At 33.9% G+C, this 15,411-nt stretch carries 18 protein-coding genes; 3 read left to right on the top strand and 15 right to left on the bottom strand.

What is annotated here, in order from left to right; translation table 11 throughout:
* Window position 1: 1 nt before the first annotated feature.
* Window positions 2–556, bottom strand: a complete 555-nt coding sequence (locus SJY30_RS14005; RefSeq protein ID WP_396632771.1) for a hypothetical protein — start codon at window positions 554–556, stop codon at window positions 2–4.
* A gap of 182 nt (window positions 557–738) precedes the next feature.
* Here SJY30_RS14005 and SJY30_RS14000 point away from each other — a divergent pair, with 182 nt between their 5' ends.
* A complete protein-coding gene (locus SJY30_RS14000; protein WP_396632770.1) occupies window positions 739–1,791 on the top strand; it encodes a phosphotransferase enzyme family protein in 1,053 nt (350 codons plus the stop codon).
* Here the strand turns inward: SJY30_RS14000 and SJY30_RS13995 are convergent.
* The 11 genes from SJY30_RS13995 to SJY30_RS13945 all read right to left on the bottom strand — a co-directional run bounded on the left by SJY30_RS13995 (window position 1,788) and on the right by SJY30_RS13945 (window position 11,364).
* The gene (locus SJY30_RS13995; RefSeq protein ID WP_396632769.1) at window positions 1,788–2,363 is read right to left on the bottom strand and encodes a TlpA family protein disulfide reductase; all 576 of its coding nucleotides are present in this window, start codon (window positions 2,361–2,363) and stop codon (window positions 1,788–1,790) included. The genes SJY30_RS14000 and SJY30_RS13995 overlap by 4 nt on opposite strands.
* A 133-nt stretch (window positions 2,364–2,496) precedes the next feature.
* Window positions 2,497–2,688 (bottom strand): hypothetical protein, encoded by a 192-nt coding sequence (locus tag SJY30_RS13990; protein ID WP_396632768.1) that lies wholly within the window; start codon window positions 2,686–2,688, stop codon window positions 2,497–2,499.
* Window positions 2,689–2,732: 44 nt separating this feature from the next.
* The gene (locus tag SJY30_RS13985) at window positions 2,733–2,975 is read right to left on the bottom strand and encodes a hypothetical protein (protein WP_396632767.1); all 243 of its coding nucleotides are present in this window, start codon (window positions 2,973–2,975) and stop codon (window positions 2,733–2,735) included.
* 29 nt (window positions 2,976–3,004) lie between these two features.
* Window positions 3,005–3,574, bottom strand: coding sequence for a hypothetical protein (locus SJY30_RS13980; protein ID WP_396632766.1), 570 nt, complete (start codon window positions 3,572–3,574; stop codon window positions 3,005–3,007).
* A 37-nt stretch (window positions 3,575–3,611) separates the two neighbouring features.
* Window positions 3,612–3,881, bottom strand: coding sequence for a hypothetical protein (locus tag SJY30_RS13975; protein WP_396632765.1), 270 nt, complete (start codon window positions 3,879–3,881; stop codon window positions 3,612–3,614).
* A gap of 9 nt (window positions 3,882–3,890) precedes the next feature.
* A complete protein-coding gene (locus SJY30_RS13970) occupies window positions 3,891–4,067 on the bottom strand; it encodes a hypothetical protein (RefSeq protein WP_396632764.1) in 177 nt (58 codons plus the stop codon).
* A gap of 230 nt (window positions 4,068–4,297) precedes the next feature.
* Window positions 4,298–4,912, bottom strand: a complete 615-nt coding sequence (locus SJY30_RS13965) for a response regulator (RefSeq protein WP_396632763.1) — start codon at window positions 4,910–4,912, stop codon at window positions 4,298–4,300.
* Window positions 4,909–6,606 carry a sensor histidine kinase gene (locus SJY30_RS13960; RefSeq protein WP_396632762.1) on the bottom strand — a complete coding sequence of 566 codons (1,698 nt, stop codon included), beginning with the start codon at window positions 6,604–6,606 and terminating at the stop codon, window positions 4,909–4,911. Before SJY30_RS13960 ends, SJY30_RS13965 begins: the two co-directional genes overlap by 4 nt.
* A 169-nt stretch (window positions 6,607–6,775) precedes the next feature.
* Window positions 6,776–7,393, bottom strand: coding sequence for a hypothetical protein (locus SJY30_RS13955; protein WP_396632761.1), 618 nt, complete (start codon window positions 7,391–7,393; stop codon window positions 6,776–6,778).
* 328 nt (window positions 7,394–7,721) lie between these two features.
* Entirely contained in the window at window positions 7,722–8,483 is a 762-nt protein-coding gene (locus SJY30_RS13950; protein WP_396632760.1) for a hypothetical protein, read from the bottom strand.
* Between the two features lie 265 nt (window positions 8,484–8,748).
* On the bottom strand, window positions 8,749–11,364 hold the full coding sequence (locus SJY30_RS13945) for a M14 metallopeptidase family protein (protein WP_396632759.1): 2,616 nt from the start codon (window positions 11,362–11,364) through the stop codon (window positions 8,749–8,751).
* 292 nt (window positions 11,365–11,656) lie between these two features.
* Between SJY30_RS13945 and SJY30_RS13940 the strand changes: the two genes are divergently transcribed.
* Window positions 11,657–11,968: a hypothetical protein gene (locus SJY30_RS13940; RefSeq protein WP_396632758.1), complete on the top strand. Its 312-nt coding sequence runs from the start codon at window positions 11,657–11,659 to the stop codon at window positions 11,966–11,968.
* 199 nt (window positions 11,969–12,167) lie between these two features.
* Window positions 12,168–12,365, top strand: coding sequence for a hypothetical protein (locus SJY30_RS13935; RefSeq protein ID WP_396632757.1), 198 nt, complete (start codon window positions 12,168–12,170; stop codon window positions 12,363–12,365).
* 271 nt (window positions 12,366–12,636) lie between these two features.
* Here the strand turns inward: SJY30_RS13935 and SJY30_RS13930 are convergent, their stop codons facing one another.
* From SJY30_RS13930 to SJY30_RS13920, 3 genes are read right to left on the bottom strand one after another with little or no spacing between them, the layout of a single operon-like run.
* Window positions 12,637–12,969, bottom strand: coding sequence for a DUF6527 family protein (locus tag SJY30_RS13930; RefSeq protein ID WP_396632756.1), 333 nt, complete (start codon window positions 12,967–12,969; stop codon window positions 12,637–12,639).
* Window positions 12,947–14,329, bottom strand: coding sequence for a HesA/MoeB/ThiF family protein (locus SJY30_RS13925; RefSeq protein WP_396632755.1), 1,383 nt, complete (start codon window positions 14,327–14,329; stop codon window positions 12,947–12,949). The genes SJY30_RS13930 and SJY30_RS13925 overlap by 23 nt, the downstream gene beginning before the upstream one ends.
* 5 nt (window positions 14,330–14,334) lie before the next feature.
* Entirely contained in the window at window positions 14,335–15,294 is a 960-nt protein-coding gene (locus tag SJY30_RS13920) for a multiubiquitin domain-containing protein (protein WP_396632754.1), read from the bottom strand.
* Window positions 15,295–15,411 lie beyond the last annotated feature (117 nt).

Raw genomic sequence — 15,411 nt, 5'->3', positions numbered from 1 at the left:
TCTAGTTCTCAAAACTAAGATGGGCAACGTCATGGCTACAGCTATAATGCGCATTGTCTGCTGCATATACTGCTGAATCTGCAGACTCTTGTGCTTCTCGCATAAGCCTTTGCGCTTTGCGCATGTAAAACTGTAAGTTACCCAAGTTGTTTGCCTTTGAGGCATTTTTTACATTCTCAAAAGCTTCGGTAGAAAAGTCACGAGAATCAATAGTATGTCTTTCGGCATCAATCGTATAACTCATGGCGTCTTGTAAACCACAAGTCTGTGAATCATATTGAGCTTCTGATGCTAAAATTACAGCTTCGTCTGCTGCATTAACTGCCTGACCCATTAACAACATTGCAGCTTTTGTGCTTTTTCTTGCCTTACTAATAGAGGCATCAAAAGAAGCAATTTCAACAGCGGTACTCAATGAATCTGAGAGCTGACTAAATTGCGACATGTAACGTTGTACATCACTGATTTCACTTTTAAAAACTTCGCATTGTGCTTGTACGTAAGTGGTTGTAAATAAAAATACAACAACTTTTAGGCAGGTTTTAATCTTACTCATTCTTGGGGGAAATTTGATTGGTTTAGTTATTAACTGCGATAATTTGAAAATCGTATTATAATTAGGCCAACTGCACAAAATAAAGAAAATTCTTATTAAATGCTATTTGTGGCTACTAAGTTTGTTCAAAACAGTGCGCAAGTTTTACATACCTTTAAAAACTGAATCTTAGTGCTAAAACAATGACCTCAGAGTCCATCCAAAAAATACTGATTGAATTCAACCTTAACGGAAATTCATTAAAATGGTCACCCTTGACTAGCGGACTCATTAATGACACGTATTTGGTTGCGGAGGACGATGGTCAACAGTATATCCTTCAGAAAGTAAACACTCTTATATTTAAAAATGCAGAAATACTAATGGATAACATTAGCTATACCCTCCCATTTTTGAATGTAGATGATTATGCACAAATCACTTTTTTACAAACAAAAAATGGAGAACATTCTTTAAAGAAAAATGATGGTCTATGGAGAATGATGACTTATATTCCTAACAGCACCACATATAACACAACTACAGATAATAATATTGCTTTTGAAGCGGGTCGTATTGTGGGTCGTTTTCATAGTTTATTAAAAGACGTGGTCCCTTCTATAGTTAAAGATACGTTGCCAAAATTTCATAACCTGAACCATAGAAAACAAGAGTTTAATGAAGCACTTGCAGATGCAGATGCACAGAAAAAACAAATTGCCGAACATGCCATTAATAAAGCTCATCTTTTCTTAACTGAACTTGAAGACCTTAATATTAGCGACTTACCTGTTAGAATTTGTCACAACGATACCAAGTTAAATAATATCCTATTCTCAGAAACCAACAATAAAGCATTGTGCCTTATTGACTTGGACACCATTATGAAAGGCTATTTCTTCTATGATTTTGGTGATGCTATAAGAACTGTAGTTAACAATGCACCTGAAGATGAGCAAAACCATGAACTCATAAACTTTGATGAATCATTATTTAAAGCTTTTCTTGATGGCTTAGCTGTTAATAGTTCATTTTTAACGATCGCAGATAAAAACAGTTTACCCTTAGGTGCTGTTTTTATGCCATTTATTCATGGTTTACGTGCATTAACTGACTATCTGAATAATAACAGATACTACAAAGTTACTTACGAGAATCAGAACTTAGACCGTTGCTTAAGCCTTTTTGATTTTGCTGAAAAGGCACTCAATAAAAAGGATTTTATGGCAGCTTGTATTAAAGAACGACTTAGCTAGTCAGAATAATTTGAAACTAAATCATCTAACAGATTGCGTATTTTTTTACTGTTCCAATCTGCGGCACCTGTTTCTTTAATGATGATTTTTCCTGTAGTATCAATTACATAATTAGTGGGGATGCTATTTTCTTGCAACACATCTGGAGCTTGCATTTGTGGAAAATAAATAGGTAGTTCATAACCTCTCTTTTCAATAAACCGCTGTACTTTTTCTGGCTCTTCTTGGGTCAATAATATAAAATTGACTTTGTCTCCGTAGTCTTTATACAAATCTTGAATTCCTGGTAATTCTGCAATACAAGGCGGACACCAAGTTGCCCAATAACTGATAAAAGTAATCTTGCCCTTACCTACGAAAATGCTTTCGGTTTTACCTTTTAAATCAATAACGGCATATTGAAATGGAGTAACTTGATCTTGGTCTTCTTCATCTTCAATACTAGGTGACCAAATTGCTACTTTCAGTTTATTGACAGCTACCTGAATTGGCGTTCTTGTCTGTGGAATTATCAACAACAGAATGAACACCACAAAAATGATATCACTGATTTTAAACTTTCGCTTTTTCATGTAATGTGTGAGTCGAAGTATTTGGTGATTGATTACGAAAATCTATATACAAGCTTAGATAATAATACTATTTTATCATTTTTTCCTTTCAATTGTGCCCAAAAATGGTACTATTGTTCAATTTTTTGAACAATCAGGTATTCTTTCTCTCCTTTAAATAACCATTCAAAATCACCCCGAACAAGGCAAGCCAAATTAAGCGATACATCCAAATATCCATTTCAAAACCAAATAAAGAACCGGTATCATTACCCTTAATAAAAGTAGATACTATTGTTATTATCGCTATTACCATTCCTATGATTGATATGGTTGTACTTTTCATTTTTTAACTGTTATTTTTCTAATTACTTGATAAAAATTGAACACTTATTTTCTAGAGTCCAATTCCTTTTTAAACGCATTCATGTTCTTTACATTCAAAGGAATGATGGTTGATAACGCTAACGGAACTGCCAATAAAGGAGTAAGTCCATCTTGTATTGAAATGTAGATAAAAAAGAGTAAAACTCCGGTTAAAACAATTGCCAAGAGCCACACCATTGTTTTTGCTGCTGTATGTTTTTTAAGTAGTTCTTCGTTACTTAGTTTAGAGAGTGATTCTTTGTTCATTTTCAAATAATTAAAATAAGACTATCAAGTTAATCTTTATTTGGACTACAACTTTTCTGTGTGTTCTTGTTTTTCCATTGAATCCAATATTCCTGTAGTCCTTCAGTGGTCGTTTTTAGCTTACTGATATATAAAGACTCGCCAAGCATTAAAAGAGAACTTAGTTCCTTCTTTCTTCTGGGTAAAGATGGTGTATGATTCCAGCCACCAACATGATCAAAAGACGTATAGGCTTCACATTTTGTAGCTACCGTAACAAACGGAATTTTCAGCTCATACCTCACCATACCAGAACCCATGCCCTTGGTAGTCATAAGTATGTTCTCAAAATCTACTTTTACGTATGTATCTTTAGAATAGAGTTCCTTTAATTTATGCCCTACTTTAGCAGACATGGTGTTAGAGAATTGATGAGCTACATCTGAACCATCTATAAATTCTTTGCCATAATAACTGCCAAAACATCCATCATCATTGCATTCAATATTAACCGTAGTTTGTATCTGGGTTTTTACTACTACTTTTTGAGAATAAGCAGCGTGAGACACCCAAACAGAAATAAGAATAAGAAATACTTGCATGTACTTTAAAAATCTCATTCCTCTTGTGTTATGTATTTGAATCTGCCAAAGAGGGTTACTCTGCCTCTTCTCCTTTAGATTTATTGTATTTGGTAAATTCTACTTTTTTATCTTCCAAAATTTTATAGAATCTGCGGTGACTTATTTTAAGGTCTTTGGTTATCTGTGCCACCTTTTTCTTTTTTTTCTTATAAAGTTTGATCTCTGCAGTTACCGCTTTATTGAAGTAATACTTACGTAATGCATCTACTACTTCTAGTTCGGTTTTATTATTAGAACTCGTCAACAGTTCAATTTCAGATTTTATTTGTTGTAAGCCTTTCATGGATTTGGGTTATTTTTCTGTCACTGGGTCAGAGAACCTAGTTTTTAAATGCTCATACTTGTCTAAATCTTCTAGAGAGTGGTTACCATATTCATTGAACACATCAAACTTTACGTTATTGTTTGCTAAAAAAGCAGCTACTCTTTCTAGCTCTTCGGGGGAACCTTTAATTTCAATCTTTGCCATTATTTACAAATGCATTTTATATAGTGCTTGCCTAATTTAATACTATTCTTTGAATTCTGTGCGGTAAAATTTACCACCAAGGCATATACCTTTTAAAGTTAATTGAATTTTTAGAATTATCAACGTTACGCTGCTTATTCCCAAGATTGTATTAGGCGTAGCTTTTTATATTTTTACTTAAATGGGGTAATTACCGTAATCAATAGCTAAGCATGTAGTATTAATAAAATTTAAAACTCATATTTCTTCTCCACCGCATATCGCAACAACTCGCCCGCACCACTTAAGCCCAGTTTACGGATCATGTTTTTACGATGGGTGTCTACAGTGCTTTTACCAATAAAGAGTTCATCCGCAATTTGATGACTGGTATGCCCATTACCTATTAATTGTAAAATTTCTCGTTCACGGGCACTGAGTATGCTTTTAGTGCTATTCTTTTCTCCATCGGGAATATGAATTTTCTTATCGTAGTATGTTTTGTTATCGTAGACGGTACGTATAGCTTCCAAAACCACATCTAAGCTGCTATTTTTTAAAATATAACCATGGGCACCAGCAGCTAGCATTTGCTGTACGGCATCATCTTGATCAAACATGGTAAAAGCAACTATTCTAGTATTTGGAAATTCTTTTAAAATACATTTGGTGGCTTCTATACCATCTAATTTGGGCATTCGAATATCACATAATACCACTTTGGGCTGTTTTAACCGTACCAACTTCAATAGTTCTTCTCCATTATTTGCATGCCCGATTATTTCAATATCATCTTCATGTTTTAAATAGGAGATGATGCCATCTATTAAGGCTTGGTGATCTTCAGCTATGGCTACGGTTATCATACAGGTATGTCTATTAAAATGGAAGTGCCTTTTCCCAGCACACTATCTATGGTAAAATTACCTTCTAAATGTTCCATTCGTTTTTCAATATTGGTGAGTCCCATTCCCGTTTTGCTTTTGTCAATTTTAGAACGGTCAAAGCCTTTTCCATTATCTTCTATAATAATATTCATGTTATCCTCATATTGTGAAATTTGAATACTAAGTTTAGTTGCTTCTGCATGTTTAATAGCATTTGCCACCAATTCTTGTATGGTTCTAAAAAGACTGAGTTCTAGGGAGTTTTCCATACGCTCGCCCATACCAAAATCTTCTACACTTACTTCTAAAGCATTGGTTTCTGAAATAACATACGCCATTTTTTTAATTGCAGGTAACAAACCCTGGCTACTCATTACTCCGGAGTTTTTACTATGCGCTATTCCCCTTACTTTTTGGTAGGCTTCTTCCAATAAAGATTGCGCTTGTTTTAGCGCTGGGTCCTTCCCTTTTCCCTTTACATTACTGAAGTGTAATTTTATGGTTGCCATAAGACTACCTAAATCGTCATGCAATTCGTTGGCTACGCGTTGGCGTTCTTTCTCTTGACCCTCAATCATGGCATCTATACTCACCAATTCTTGCTGCTTTAATAGATTGTCTACACGTTCTTGTTTCAATAGTGTTTCTTGTTCTGCCAGTTTGCGTTTTTTGGTCGTGTTCTTTTGAACCAGAATGGCAATACCTGTTCCAAAAACAAGGGCTAGAGTGGCAGCGATAAGCCAATTTCTAGTTATTTGTGCTTTTTGCTTTTCTTCAAGTATTTGTTTTTCTTTTTCTGCGGTTCTTAATTTAACTTCTAAAGCAGATTTTTCTAACATATTGGTTTTGTATTCAAGTTTATGCTCTAAATCTATAGATTCTTCTAACTGAGCATATGCAGTTTCAAAATTTTTAATTTTTAAATTATGCTTAGACTTGTATTTGTTAATATAAATCAGACTTCTCAATGTATCAGATTTATCTATATAGTTAATAGCTGTATCCAATAGTACTATACCTTTCTCAAAATCATTCTCCTTTTGTGCTATGATAGACATTCTAATCAATGATCTGAATGCAATATATTTTAGAAATGGCTTTTCTTTAGATAAATCTAAAGCCAACTGATGATATTTTAAAGCCTCTTGATTACTATCCGTGTATTCATATTTGAGCGCCTTGAGCGAATAAAATAATGGTCTCAAATTACTATTTTTAGATACCGATAACATGCGGTTTTCTAATTGTTTTAAGTCACGAATTGAAGACCAGCTCTCTTTTGATAAACTTTGTAAATTGAAATAAACTTTATATAAATAGAGCCATACATAGTCTAGATTACTTACACAAATTTTTTCAAATTCCTGGATATAGGTTTCAAATTGATTATTAGTTTGTGAATATTTGAACTGATAATATTCTAAAATACCAAGTAAGGAAAGTTTATATAAATTTGAATGGTGTTTACTTTTTGCTAAAGTATAGGCATTGAAAAAATATTCAAAAGAATCTTCTCCCGTTTTCTCATAAAGTATATAATATCCTTTACTTAAGTAATTAATGGTTTTTTCAATTGAATTATTATTTACGGATATTGTACTATCTTTAAAATAGGTGATGTTTGTTTTATTAGCTTGACCATTATTATATAAAATAGTAGCTAAATTTTTCATACTTATCTTAAGTTTATTATTTGTTATTTTACTGGAAATGGTTAAAGCATCTTGATAATTCAAATTCATCAAAGAATTGGCATAGCTCTTTATATATTCATTTTTCTCTGAATTTTGAGCATGCGAAATCGTCGTCATCAGTAGACTAAAAAATAATATACTGGAAAAATCAAAAAATAATTTTCGCATATCCTCTAGGGCATATTCCACCTGGACCAAGTAATTCAACGTTACCGTCATCTTCATTATCTAAATTATTGTATTTGTTCCAAGATGATAAACCACTAATCTCATTTAGTTTTTTTGGAATAGGCTTACTTAGTCCATCCCTATAGTAAAATTCAGAATCGAATACACCATCTACAACACAATTTCCGTTATCACTTAGAGGTAACAGTTTTCTGTTAATTTCAAGATAAGTCTCGTCGTTATTTATTGACTGTTCAATTGTTATTGGCTTCTCGCAACCATCTTGTTCAATAAGTGCCCTTACCCATAATGTAACAGAAACAACATTGATAGTTACGGAATCACCATTCATATGATCGATTATACTAATCTCTTTTCTCTTTACATTGTAAGTTGCTTCATGTATACCCAAATTTATTGGTCCCTTATAATTTATTAACTTAAGGTCAATGGAATTCATACATTTTTCATCCTTATTCGCTACTATTTTAGCATATACTGAAAAAAAGGTACCATATAATTGACTAGCATAAACCATCTGCCATGTATCTTTCAATTCTGGATTACAATTAATTGTGGTAGTTAAATTCAACTTCATAATTTCTAGCTTTTTGGTTTGATTAAAAATGAAATAAATAACAATGGGATATCATCCCTATGATTGGGTATTTTATTAGCGTGTGGGGGAAGTCTTGTCTTAAATATACACCAACAAAAAAAGCCCAATAATAAAGAGCAACACTAATAGATTCTGGGGGAACTTTAGTATACCAATATTAAGGGCTGCTTCAATTTAACATTTTATTGGGAAATACAAAAATCGGTTTTTTAAGTTATAATGAAATTTTAAACACAAAAACTACCTAAAAAGCAAGAAAGCAGCCTTTTAGGGCTGCTTTCTAATATCTAAAAATTTTTCAATTTACTTAGTCACCTACATAAGTGAATGTAGTTAAATATGTTTCACTGTCACTACCATCTGCCGATGCCGAAGATACGGTTGCTGCTGTTGGGTAATCACCATCATAAGTGTATGACATATTAATGGTGTATTCTATTTCACCTTCCTCATTTTTATACACTACTTGCGACGGATTATTGTTTGGGAACAATGCTTTTGCTCTTACAATTTCTTCTGCTTGTGGCGCCTCTGCAAAGTTTAATTTAATCTGATCTAATACAGCTATCATGCCTGCTGCTTCCGCAGTTTTGTAAAACGGATTCGGCTTATCGTCATAAGAGATTTCTGCCGTGTAATACACTACTTCTTCTTCGCCTGTCATATAATCATAATCGTACTCAATAAATTTAATTACAGATGGGTTACCGTTATCATCATACTCCTCAATTTGTCCGGTTTCAAAAGCATCATAAGGAGATTCATATAATTCTTCTACATTGCCGTTATCTACATTGCCCGTTACATTACTAAGATCACCATCTTCGTAGGTGAAATTGGTTGTTTCCGTTCCGTCGAAAATTGATGTTAACTGTAAATCATTATTATACGAAAATAAAATGTTTGCGCTGTCTTCTGAATCTTCTGCAGATGCTACATCAATAGCACTTATTAGCTTAGTTTCTACATTTCCGTTTACTTCTTCAAACTCTTCTGATGTTGATTTTTCACAGCTAAAATTAAATACTGCAATAGAAGAAAGTACTAGTAATTGATTAAATGTTTTCATTGGTGATTTTGGTTTTAATTTATTTGTTAGGTCTCTATCTAACCATTGAATTTTAAAATTATTGCTCTAATTATATTACGGTTTTCCGTAATATTCACCTCAAGTCAATAGCCACGGTATTTGTAGGATTATTTTTATTTTAAAGTTTTTAAAAAAGAAAAATGCCCATCAAATTTTGATGGGCATTTTATTAGAAAATTTTGTACGACTTGCTCTAAACTAATTTCGACTGTGCCTGTATATGATTAGTTTCCTCATCAATAGACTATTCTGCCGCTCCTTCAAAAATGGAGTTGAAAATAAGTTTATACGTTCCTCTTGGTTGCGCTCTAAACTGCGGTCTAAAAGCAAACAAAACGACAGATCCTTTTCCGTATGTTGCTTTTACCATAGCTGGCTTTTTTGCAATGTACTTTTTCTCGCCCATTGCCCAACCACTCATCAATAAATCTTTGGGTGCATAATTGGCAATGACCTCAACTTCTGGTGCCGGCGCATCTTTAATATCTTCTGTACCGCCTTCTCCTTTTTTAGATTGCTTATCAATGACAAATGCACGACTTTTATTAAAAGATACCGCTACCGTGTCTTGCATTCCAAATGCTAACGGATGCGTTGTATCTATTCCTGTTTTTATTAATGACCCCGGAATAAAGAATTCATTACTGTCGGTACCTTCGGTAGCATCTCTTAACGGCAAACCAAATTGCTCTATAACATAATTACTAGCTTCATCGAAAGCCAATAATGTACCACCATTCTTTACATAATTACTTAAAGCTACAGATCCTTCTAGACCAATACCACCTGTAAACTTCTCTGGCATTTTTAATGGGGAATTACCATGTAATATAGACTTTGGTCGTTGCGATGGTATGATCAATACATCATACTGCGATAAATCTTTTGTTTGAATATCGGTATCATGAAGCGTATCTGTTTCAAACGAATATTCATCCATGATAAAACGAGTCCAGCCTTCATCCATATTAGAAACCCAAGATTTGTACAAGCCTACTTTTGGTGCGTGAACCTTTGTCATTTCTACTTTTGGTTCTGCGGATAATCCTGTTACTTCTAAACCATATTCGGCTGCTAACTCTTCTACTGAAGCACTACCGCCTGAAACAATATAGGCACCCGCCGGATAGGTGGTTTTACCAGATTTAAATGATGTTTTTGTTTTATAAGCCGTGCCGCCGGCATTCAATACTTTGTTGGTTACTATAACCGATGCATTACTGTTAGCACTTAACAAATACCCGTAAGAAGCATTCCCTTTTACCTCTCCTTCATAATAAGGAGCTGAATCCAACACCTTTTCTGTAGCTACCTCAAAAGGTTTTGCAATTTTATCTACAGTGATTCCCATTTGCATAGGTAATGTCCAACCAGCTAAATCATACGGAGTATCTGGTGGTCCACCTGGGTATTGAAAACGTGTTGGATAATTTTGCTTTTCCATTAAATCCATCAAATACGGTCTAAATGCTTGTGCCGTGTAAATGATATAGGCACCTTTCTCGTATTTCTTACCGTTAAGTTCAAAGCTTTTAGTGGTTTTCTCTATTTCGATTCCACCCTTTAGAAGAACGTTTACTAAGTTCACGGACTCGAAAGCATCCCATTGATCTTTACCGATTACGTATGCAAACGGACCTTCTTCTTTCGACTTCTCGATTGCCGAAGCTCCCATTTTGTAAATGTTGTACAAGTAGTTGCTCTTGCGATCGGCAGATAAATCTAACGTTGCCCAAGTAGCGGTCAACATATAATCTACCGCATCACGAAAATGAGATTCACCACCTTTCCATGGATCCGGATACATGATATCCGTACCATCTGTAGGTGTACCGCCCGCAACGGTTTTAGGTAATTTCTCTGGGTCGTAATATCTTGGAGTTGGTGAGGTATGACCAACTTCTGTTAAAATACCAATCATGTTATGGTAATAAGGCACGGTACGCCCGCCACCGTTCCAGAACATGGTATAAAAATTATCTGCAATGGCACCTGGCATATTCTCCAATGAAAATCTTTTGGTCATTGCCGAACCTACCTCACTTACACCTGCAGTAATTGCTGGGTGAATTCTTGGGTTTACCGGATCTGCATATGGTGGTAAAGATATTTTTGTCCAAGACGGTGAAGATTGATGGTGGTTATACACAATTTGTGGATACCACTCATTGTACAATATCCTCGTAACATTATACGTCTCTGGCATGGTATTCATGAACCAATCTCTGTTGTTATCATGACCCATATAGTAGTGATATAAAATCGGTGGGCGAGATGTTTCATAAGCGGTACCTAAGTTCTTCTTGTACCAGTCTACAACAATATCCAACCCATCAGGATTCATTACAGGCATTAAAATGGTGATAACATTCTCCCTGATTTTCTTTATTTCCGTAGTTTCAGAAGTAGCCAAAGTATATGCAAATTCAGAAGTCATTTGCCCATGCGCCAACTCTGTAGAGTGCATACCGCCATCAATCCATACTATAGCTTTGCCCTCTTCAGACAATTTCATGGCTTCTTCATTAGAAACTTGTACTCTGGCAAGTTTGGTGCTAATGTCTTTCCACTTATCTAAATCCTTAAGGTTCTCTTCACTAGAAATAAAAAGAATGTACATTTTTCTACCAAGTACAGTAGTCCCTATTTCTACTTTTTTTACACGCTCTGAAGATGCATCTAATTGAGAAAGGTAGTCTTCAATTTGGCTGTAGTCTGCCAGTTTGTAGTCGGTACCTACCTTAAAACCATAAACATCTTCTGGTGAAGGTACGGTTTGCGCCATCGTCACAGATATGCACGAAATGGCTAGTGCAAGGGTTATTAAGACCAACTTATACAGGTTAAATTTTAAAGTCATTTTGAGTTAGTTTGAATTAGTCAGTAATTTAAACAAATGGATATAGAAAAATAAATTCTAACGTACGTAAAAAAGAAAAACGAATAAATTTTCACTTCTTATCAATTTGAGCCCACTTCTCTTGCCATATTATAAAAGTATATTAAGCCCAAGACCTTTTCAGCTTTAAATAGATACATCGTTTTATACAGGACATCTTTCTAATGAATACGACAACATTAGTTATTCGTGTTTGGCTATATTTAGGTAATATCGTACTGAATAAAATCAGCGACACATTAAATATGCTGTTATGAGCAATGAAACCTACCGAATATGTCAAAATTGCGGAACTGTAAACTTGAATCGCGATTATTGTAAGAACTGCGGGGAAATCATCAATATAAACCTTAAAAGAAAGCTAGAACGCGAAGAAAAGAACAAGAAAAAGATAGCATCTGAAAAAGTGAAAGAAAAAAATGATGTTACCCTATTTTTTGAGAATGCGAAAGATCATAAGAACATTTTTATTCGTTATATCTCCCGCTTTTTTTATTCCATCTGGATAGTGGTACTCGCTATAGGTTCTTTTTTAGCTTTGGTCTTTGGCTATATTGCCGCGTAGCTCAACAAAAATTTACATTTGACCACCATTGAAAATGTTTAAAATACTCATCAAAAAATACTATTTCCAAGTATGTATACTTATTGGTCTCTTAGTTTACTTATTACAACGCTTCAATGTTCATATACACCCACTTATAAACAATTATCTTAATGATCTTTTGTGCATACCAATTGTTCTTAAAATCGGACTTTGCTGTGTGCGCTACATAAAATCTGACAAACGTTTAAAACTACCTTTACCGTTACAAATTGTAGTCACTTTATTGTACGTCGTTTATTTTGAAGCGATACTTCCTCATATCAATGACCGATATACGGCAGATGTTTGGGACGTTGTTGCTTATCTCGTTGGACTCCTATTATTTATCCGTATTGAAGGATTTCACAAAAAATAGCCGCATTTTAAAAAACACTAATTGTAATCACTTTTCGTGTTAGTTTGTTTATACCAATAGTGACCTAGGCATAGCTAACCAAGACAGATTGTGTTAATAGAAATATTCATTTCTTAGTTGATAATCTAAAGGTAGTGTTATTGAGGAAATGGTGTGTATAATAAAGACTTAGTTAAATTACCTAATTTCTTACAAACAATTTCTTTAGAAATTGAATAAATACGACCGGGTATTAAAACTAGCAGATACCATCCTCTTTAAAATATCAAAATTATGCCCAAACCAACTTACCATCTTTTATCCAAAAATGGCTTTTACAATTTTTTGTTCTCCATACAGAAGGGTAAACTGAAGGGTATTTATTTACGCTTACTTTCCAACAAGGTTTTGTATCTGTAATGAGGTTTAGCATTATAATGTCCCCGCAACCGCAGGGACATTTTAACAATGCATACCAATAATCCTTTTCTTTAAAACTCCCTTCTAAGTAAAGAGTACGTTCTAATGGATTCTCTGGTAATTCAGAAACTATTTTCAATTTAAAATAATTACTTTCTTTTTTAAAGAAACTAACTATCCATTTAAATAACTGTTTCACTATCATATATTTCCAATTCGGGTTCTATATTACCTATCCCAATATGTCTCAACGCAGACTTAGATTCGGTTTCCTTCACTTCTGATCTATTGATATCCCAATCAGATAAATTTATACAAGTATGTGAGAACTTTATGTTATCGCTATATCTGAATGGGTGAAATCTTGCTAACATTTCATTTACAGCAAAAGAAGCAAAGGTCATATTAACACTTATGACAGCTGGGCTTTCAATATCCAAATTATCAAAATATGTTTTTCTCTTTTCATATTCATGAGGGGATATTCTTCTTAAAGATTCAGCAGTTAATTGTTCTTGTGTAAAAACACCTCTTTCCAAAAGCGTTTCAGAACCTGGATTAACGTAATGTATATTTCCGTTTATAGAATCAACTCCACCATTACCATCTGCAACTAATTTTACACCAATATCAATTAATGGAACTAAATAATAAGTGGAAATTAAATTCAAATAGAACCTTCCCTCAAAAGAATCAACACAACCAAAAATCATATCGCAACTAGCAAGTGTGTCTATTGCCTTTCTATTTTCTTGAATTAAGCTTGGAAACGTTATCACTTTAGTACCTAAACCAATTTTTTCTATATGGTTTTTAAGTGCTAAAACTTTAAGTGTATTAGCTTTTGCATCAGCGAAAGTTGAACCTATAATCCTATTAAGATTTTTATATTCAATAAAATCCCCATCCGCTAATACGAGTGTACCAACTCCAAGTCTAACTAATTGCTCAATAACTGGGCTTCCTGTACCAGAACATCCAATAACAGCTATTTTTAATCCTCGCAACAATTTGGTGGTTTTTTCGCCAAACGCCTGTTGGGTTCTAATAAACTCTTTACCTACACTTGCTCTTTCAAAAAACTGAAAATTCTTAATATCATTACCTACTACAGTAATTTTAGGTATAGCAGAAAAGCTCATGTCATTTTCAATTGTTCTTCCTTTCATTGAGCCATCAGGATACATTATAATACTAGCATGTGGTAAATCAGAGTTTGACCAACCATATACTGACTCAAAAAATGACTTATCTGAAATATCATCTAATTCTGAAAAATCAGAATCAAGCATAAAATGGGAATGAATTTTTACAATTGCAAAACCCTTGTCTTTAGCTTTATCTAATAGATGTTCTATATGCTTAGTTTTCCAACTTACATAATTTACATCTCTTGAACATTTTTCATATGGCATAAGAAAAATTTCATGTGCAAGTAACCAGTTATCGCCTTCATGATTTAATCGCCCGCATATTATGAACGCAAGAGCTTCCAAGCCATCTCCATTATGGAGATGACTCTTCAACTCTTGGCACATCTTATCTGTAATTTTAAAATGTACCATGGCTTTTATCGTTTAGCAAATTCAGCTGTTAAACATCTAACCATTAAATCAACATGAGACTCAACATTATGTATGTTGGGATTCCACTTGTTAGCGGCACTTCTGTGCCTAGACCATCTTTGATATCTTTTCCCTTCTATTGTTTGATTTGACAAAGCTTTTATCGCTGCTCCATCTTTTCTTGCAAGAGGTGGGTTTAAATACATCATATCTAATCCTGCTGTTGGATAGTGTGGAGGAATTAATATCGCTAAATCAGCAACTTCAACATTGTATCCATCAGGAATTTTGTAGCCTCTAAAGATTAACCACCGTCTATTACCCTCTTGAATCAAGTCTACTCCATTCCTAATTGAATCCAAAAAATGTACATCTTCATCAGGTAAAGTAAATTGGTTTTTAGTGACAAAACCCTCTGTACAATCCAAGGGTTCAGCTACAAATCTTTCTACTCCACATTTAGTAAGGTCAATTGTTTCGTCTGCATCAACAATGACTTTACCTTTTTTGGTGAACATCCTTAATCTATGGGTTTTAGAATCTTTTCCAGCCAAGGCCAAAATTTCTCTGCCAGTTAATATTTCCTTCTCAGATGTATACTTATCTCTATTTACCTTTATAACATATTGATAAGTTATTATTGGGGTCGCACCCTCGCAGAAACAAGTTTCCAAATCTATAGTTTCTTGCTCAAAAGGGCGAATAATGAATTTCTCTATTCCACATTTAGTAAGGTCTACCTTAGTTAAAGGCCCTACTTCCTTTTTACCCTCTTTTACTACCATTCTTATAAAATGGGTGCTGGCATTTGAACCAAATAACTCATGGAGGTCATTTCCTGTTATAACTTGTTTTCTTGTTAAGTAGTCTTCTTTAAATATTTTAAAGGAGTACTCATATGCTATTTCTGGCTTTACCCCATCACAATAGCATTTATATAAATCAACTGTATTATTATCTTTCATGATAATTCTTCTTTTTTAATTAAAAATTAATTTCTAACACTTAAACAACCACATTAGACCAAACAACTAGTTAGGAAATCAATGGAATAGATTGACCAGTAAGTCAAAATCAACCTT

It is taken from the genome of Maribacter sp. R86514, from assembly GCF_044597005.1.
Classification (GTDB): domain Bacteria; phylum Bacteroidota; class Bacteroidia; order Flavobacteriales; family Flavobacteriaceae; genus Maribacter.
Note: the sequence above shows the minus strand (reverse complement) of the source record. Positions and strands in the feature narration are given on the sequence as shown.

Bases quoted from the DNA above. Each gene is read 5' to 3' on its own strand.
- SJY30_RS13995 (WP_396632769.1), bottom strand. From the start codon at position 2,363: ATGAAAAAGCGAAAGTTTAAAATCAGTGATATCATTTTTGTGGTGTTC.
- SJY30_RS13965 (WP_396632763.1), bottom strand. From the start codon at position 4,912: ATGATAACCGTAGCCATAGCTGAAGATCACCAAGCCTTAATAGATGGC.
- SJY30_RS13955 (WP_396632761.1), bottom strand. From the start codon at position 7,393: ATGAAGTTGAATTTAACTACCACAATTAATTGTAATCCAGAATTGAAA.
- SJY30_RS13970 (WP_396632764.1), bottom strand. From the start codon at position 4,067: ATGGCAAAGATTGAAATTAAAGGTTCCCCCGAAGAGCTAGAAAGAGTA.
- SJY30_RS13920 (WP_396632754.1), bottom strand. From the start codon at position 15,294: ATGAAAGATAATAATACAGTTGATTTATATAAATGCTATTGTGATGGG.
- SJY30_RS13985 (WP_396632767.1), bottom strand. From the start codon at position 2,975: ATGAACAAAGAATCACTCTCTAAACTAAGTAACGAAGAACTACTTAAA.
- SJY30_RS13945 (WP_396632759.1), bottom strand. From the start codon at position 11,364: ATGACTTTAAAATTTAACCTGTATAAGTTGGTCTTAATAACCCTTGCA.
- SJY30_RS14000 (WP_396632770.1), top strand. From the start codon at position 739: ATGACCTCAGAGTCCATCCAAAAAATACTGATTGAATTCAACCTTAAC.
- SJY30_RS14005 (WP_396632771.1), bottom strand. From the start codon at position 556: ATGAGTAAGATTAAAACCTGCCTAAAAGTTGTTGTATTTTTATTTACA.
- SJY30_RS13950 (WP_396632760.1), bottom strand. From the start codon at position 8,483: ATGAAAACATTTAATCAATTACTAGTACTTTCTTCTATTGCAGTATTT.
- SJY30_RS13960 (WP_396632762.1), bottom strand. From the start codon at position 6,606: ATGAAAAATTTAGCTACTATTTTATATAATAATGGTCAAGCTAATAAA.
- SJY30_RS13980 (WP_396632766.1), bottom strand. From the start codon at position 3,574: ATGAGATTTTTAAAGTACATGCAAGTATTTCTTATTCTTATTTCTGTT.
- SJY30_RS13925 (WP_396632755.1), bottom strand. From the start codon at position 14,329: ATGGTACATTTTAAAATTACAGATAAGATGTGCCAAGAGTTGAAGAGT.
- SJY30_RS13930 (WP_396632756.1), bottom strand. From the start codon at position 12,969: ATGATAGTGAAACAGTTATTTAAATGGATAGTTAGTTTCTTTAAAAAA.
- SJY30_RS13990 (WP_396632768.1), bottom strand. From the start codon at position 2,688: ATGAAAAGTACAACCATATCAATCATAGGAATGGTAATAGCGATAATA.
- SJY30_RS13975 (WP_396632765.1), bottom strand. From the start codon at position 3,881: ATGAAAGGCTTACAACAAATAAAATCTGAAATTGAACTGTTGACGAGT.
- SJY30_RS13940 (WP_396632758.1), top strand. From the start codon at position 11,657: ATGAGCAATGAAACCTACCGAATATGTCAAAATTGCGGAACTGTAAAC.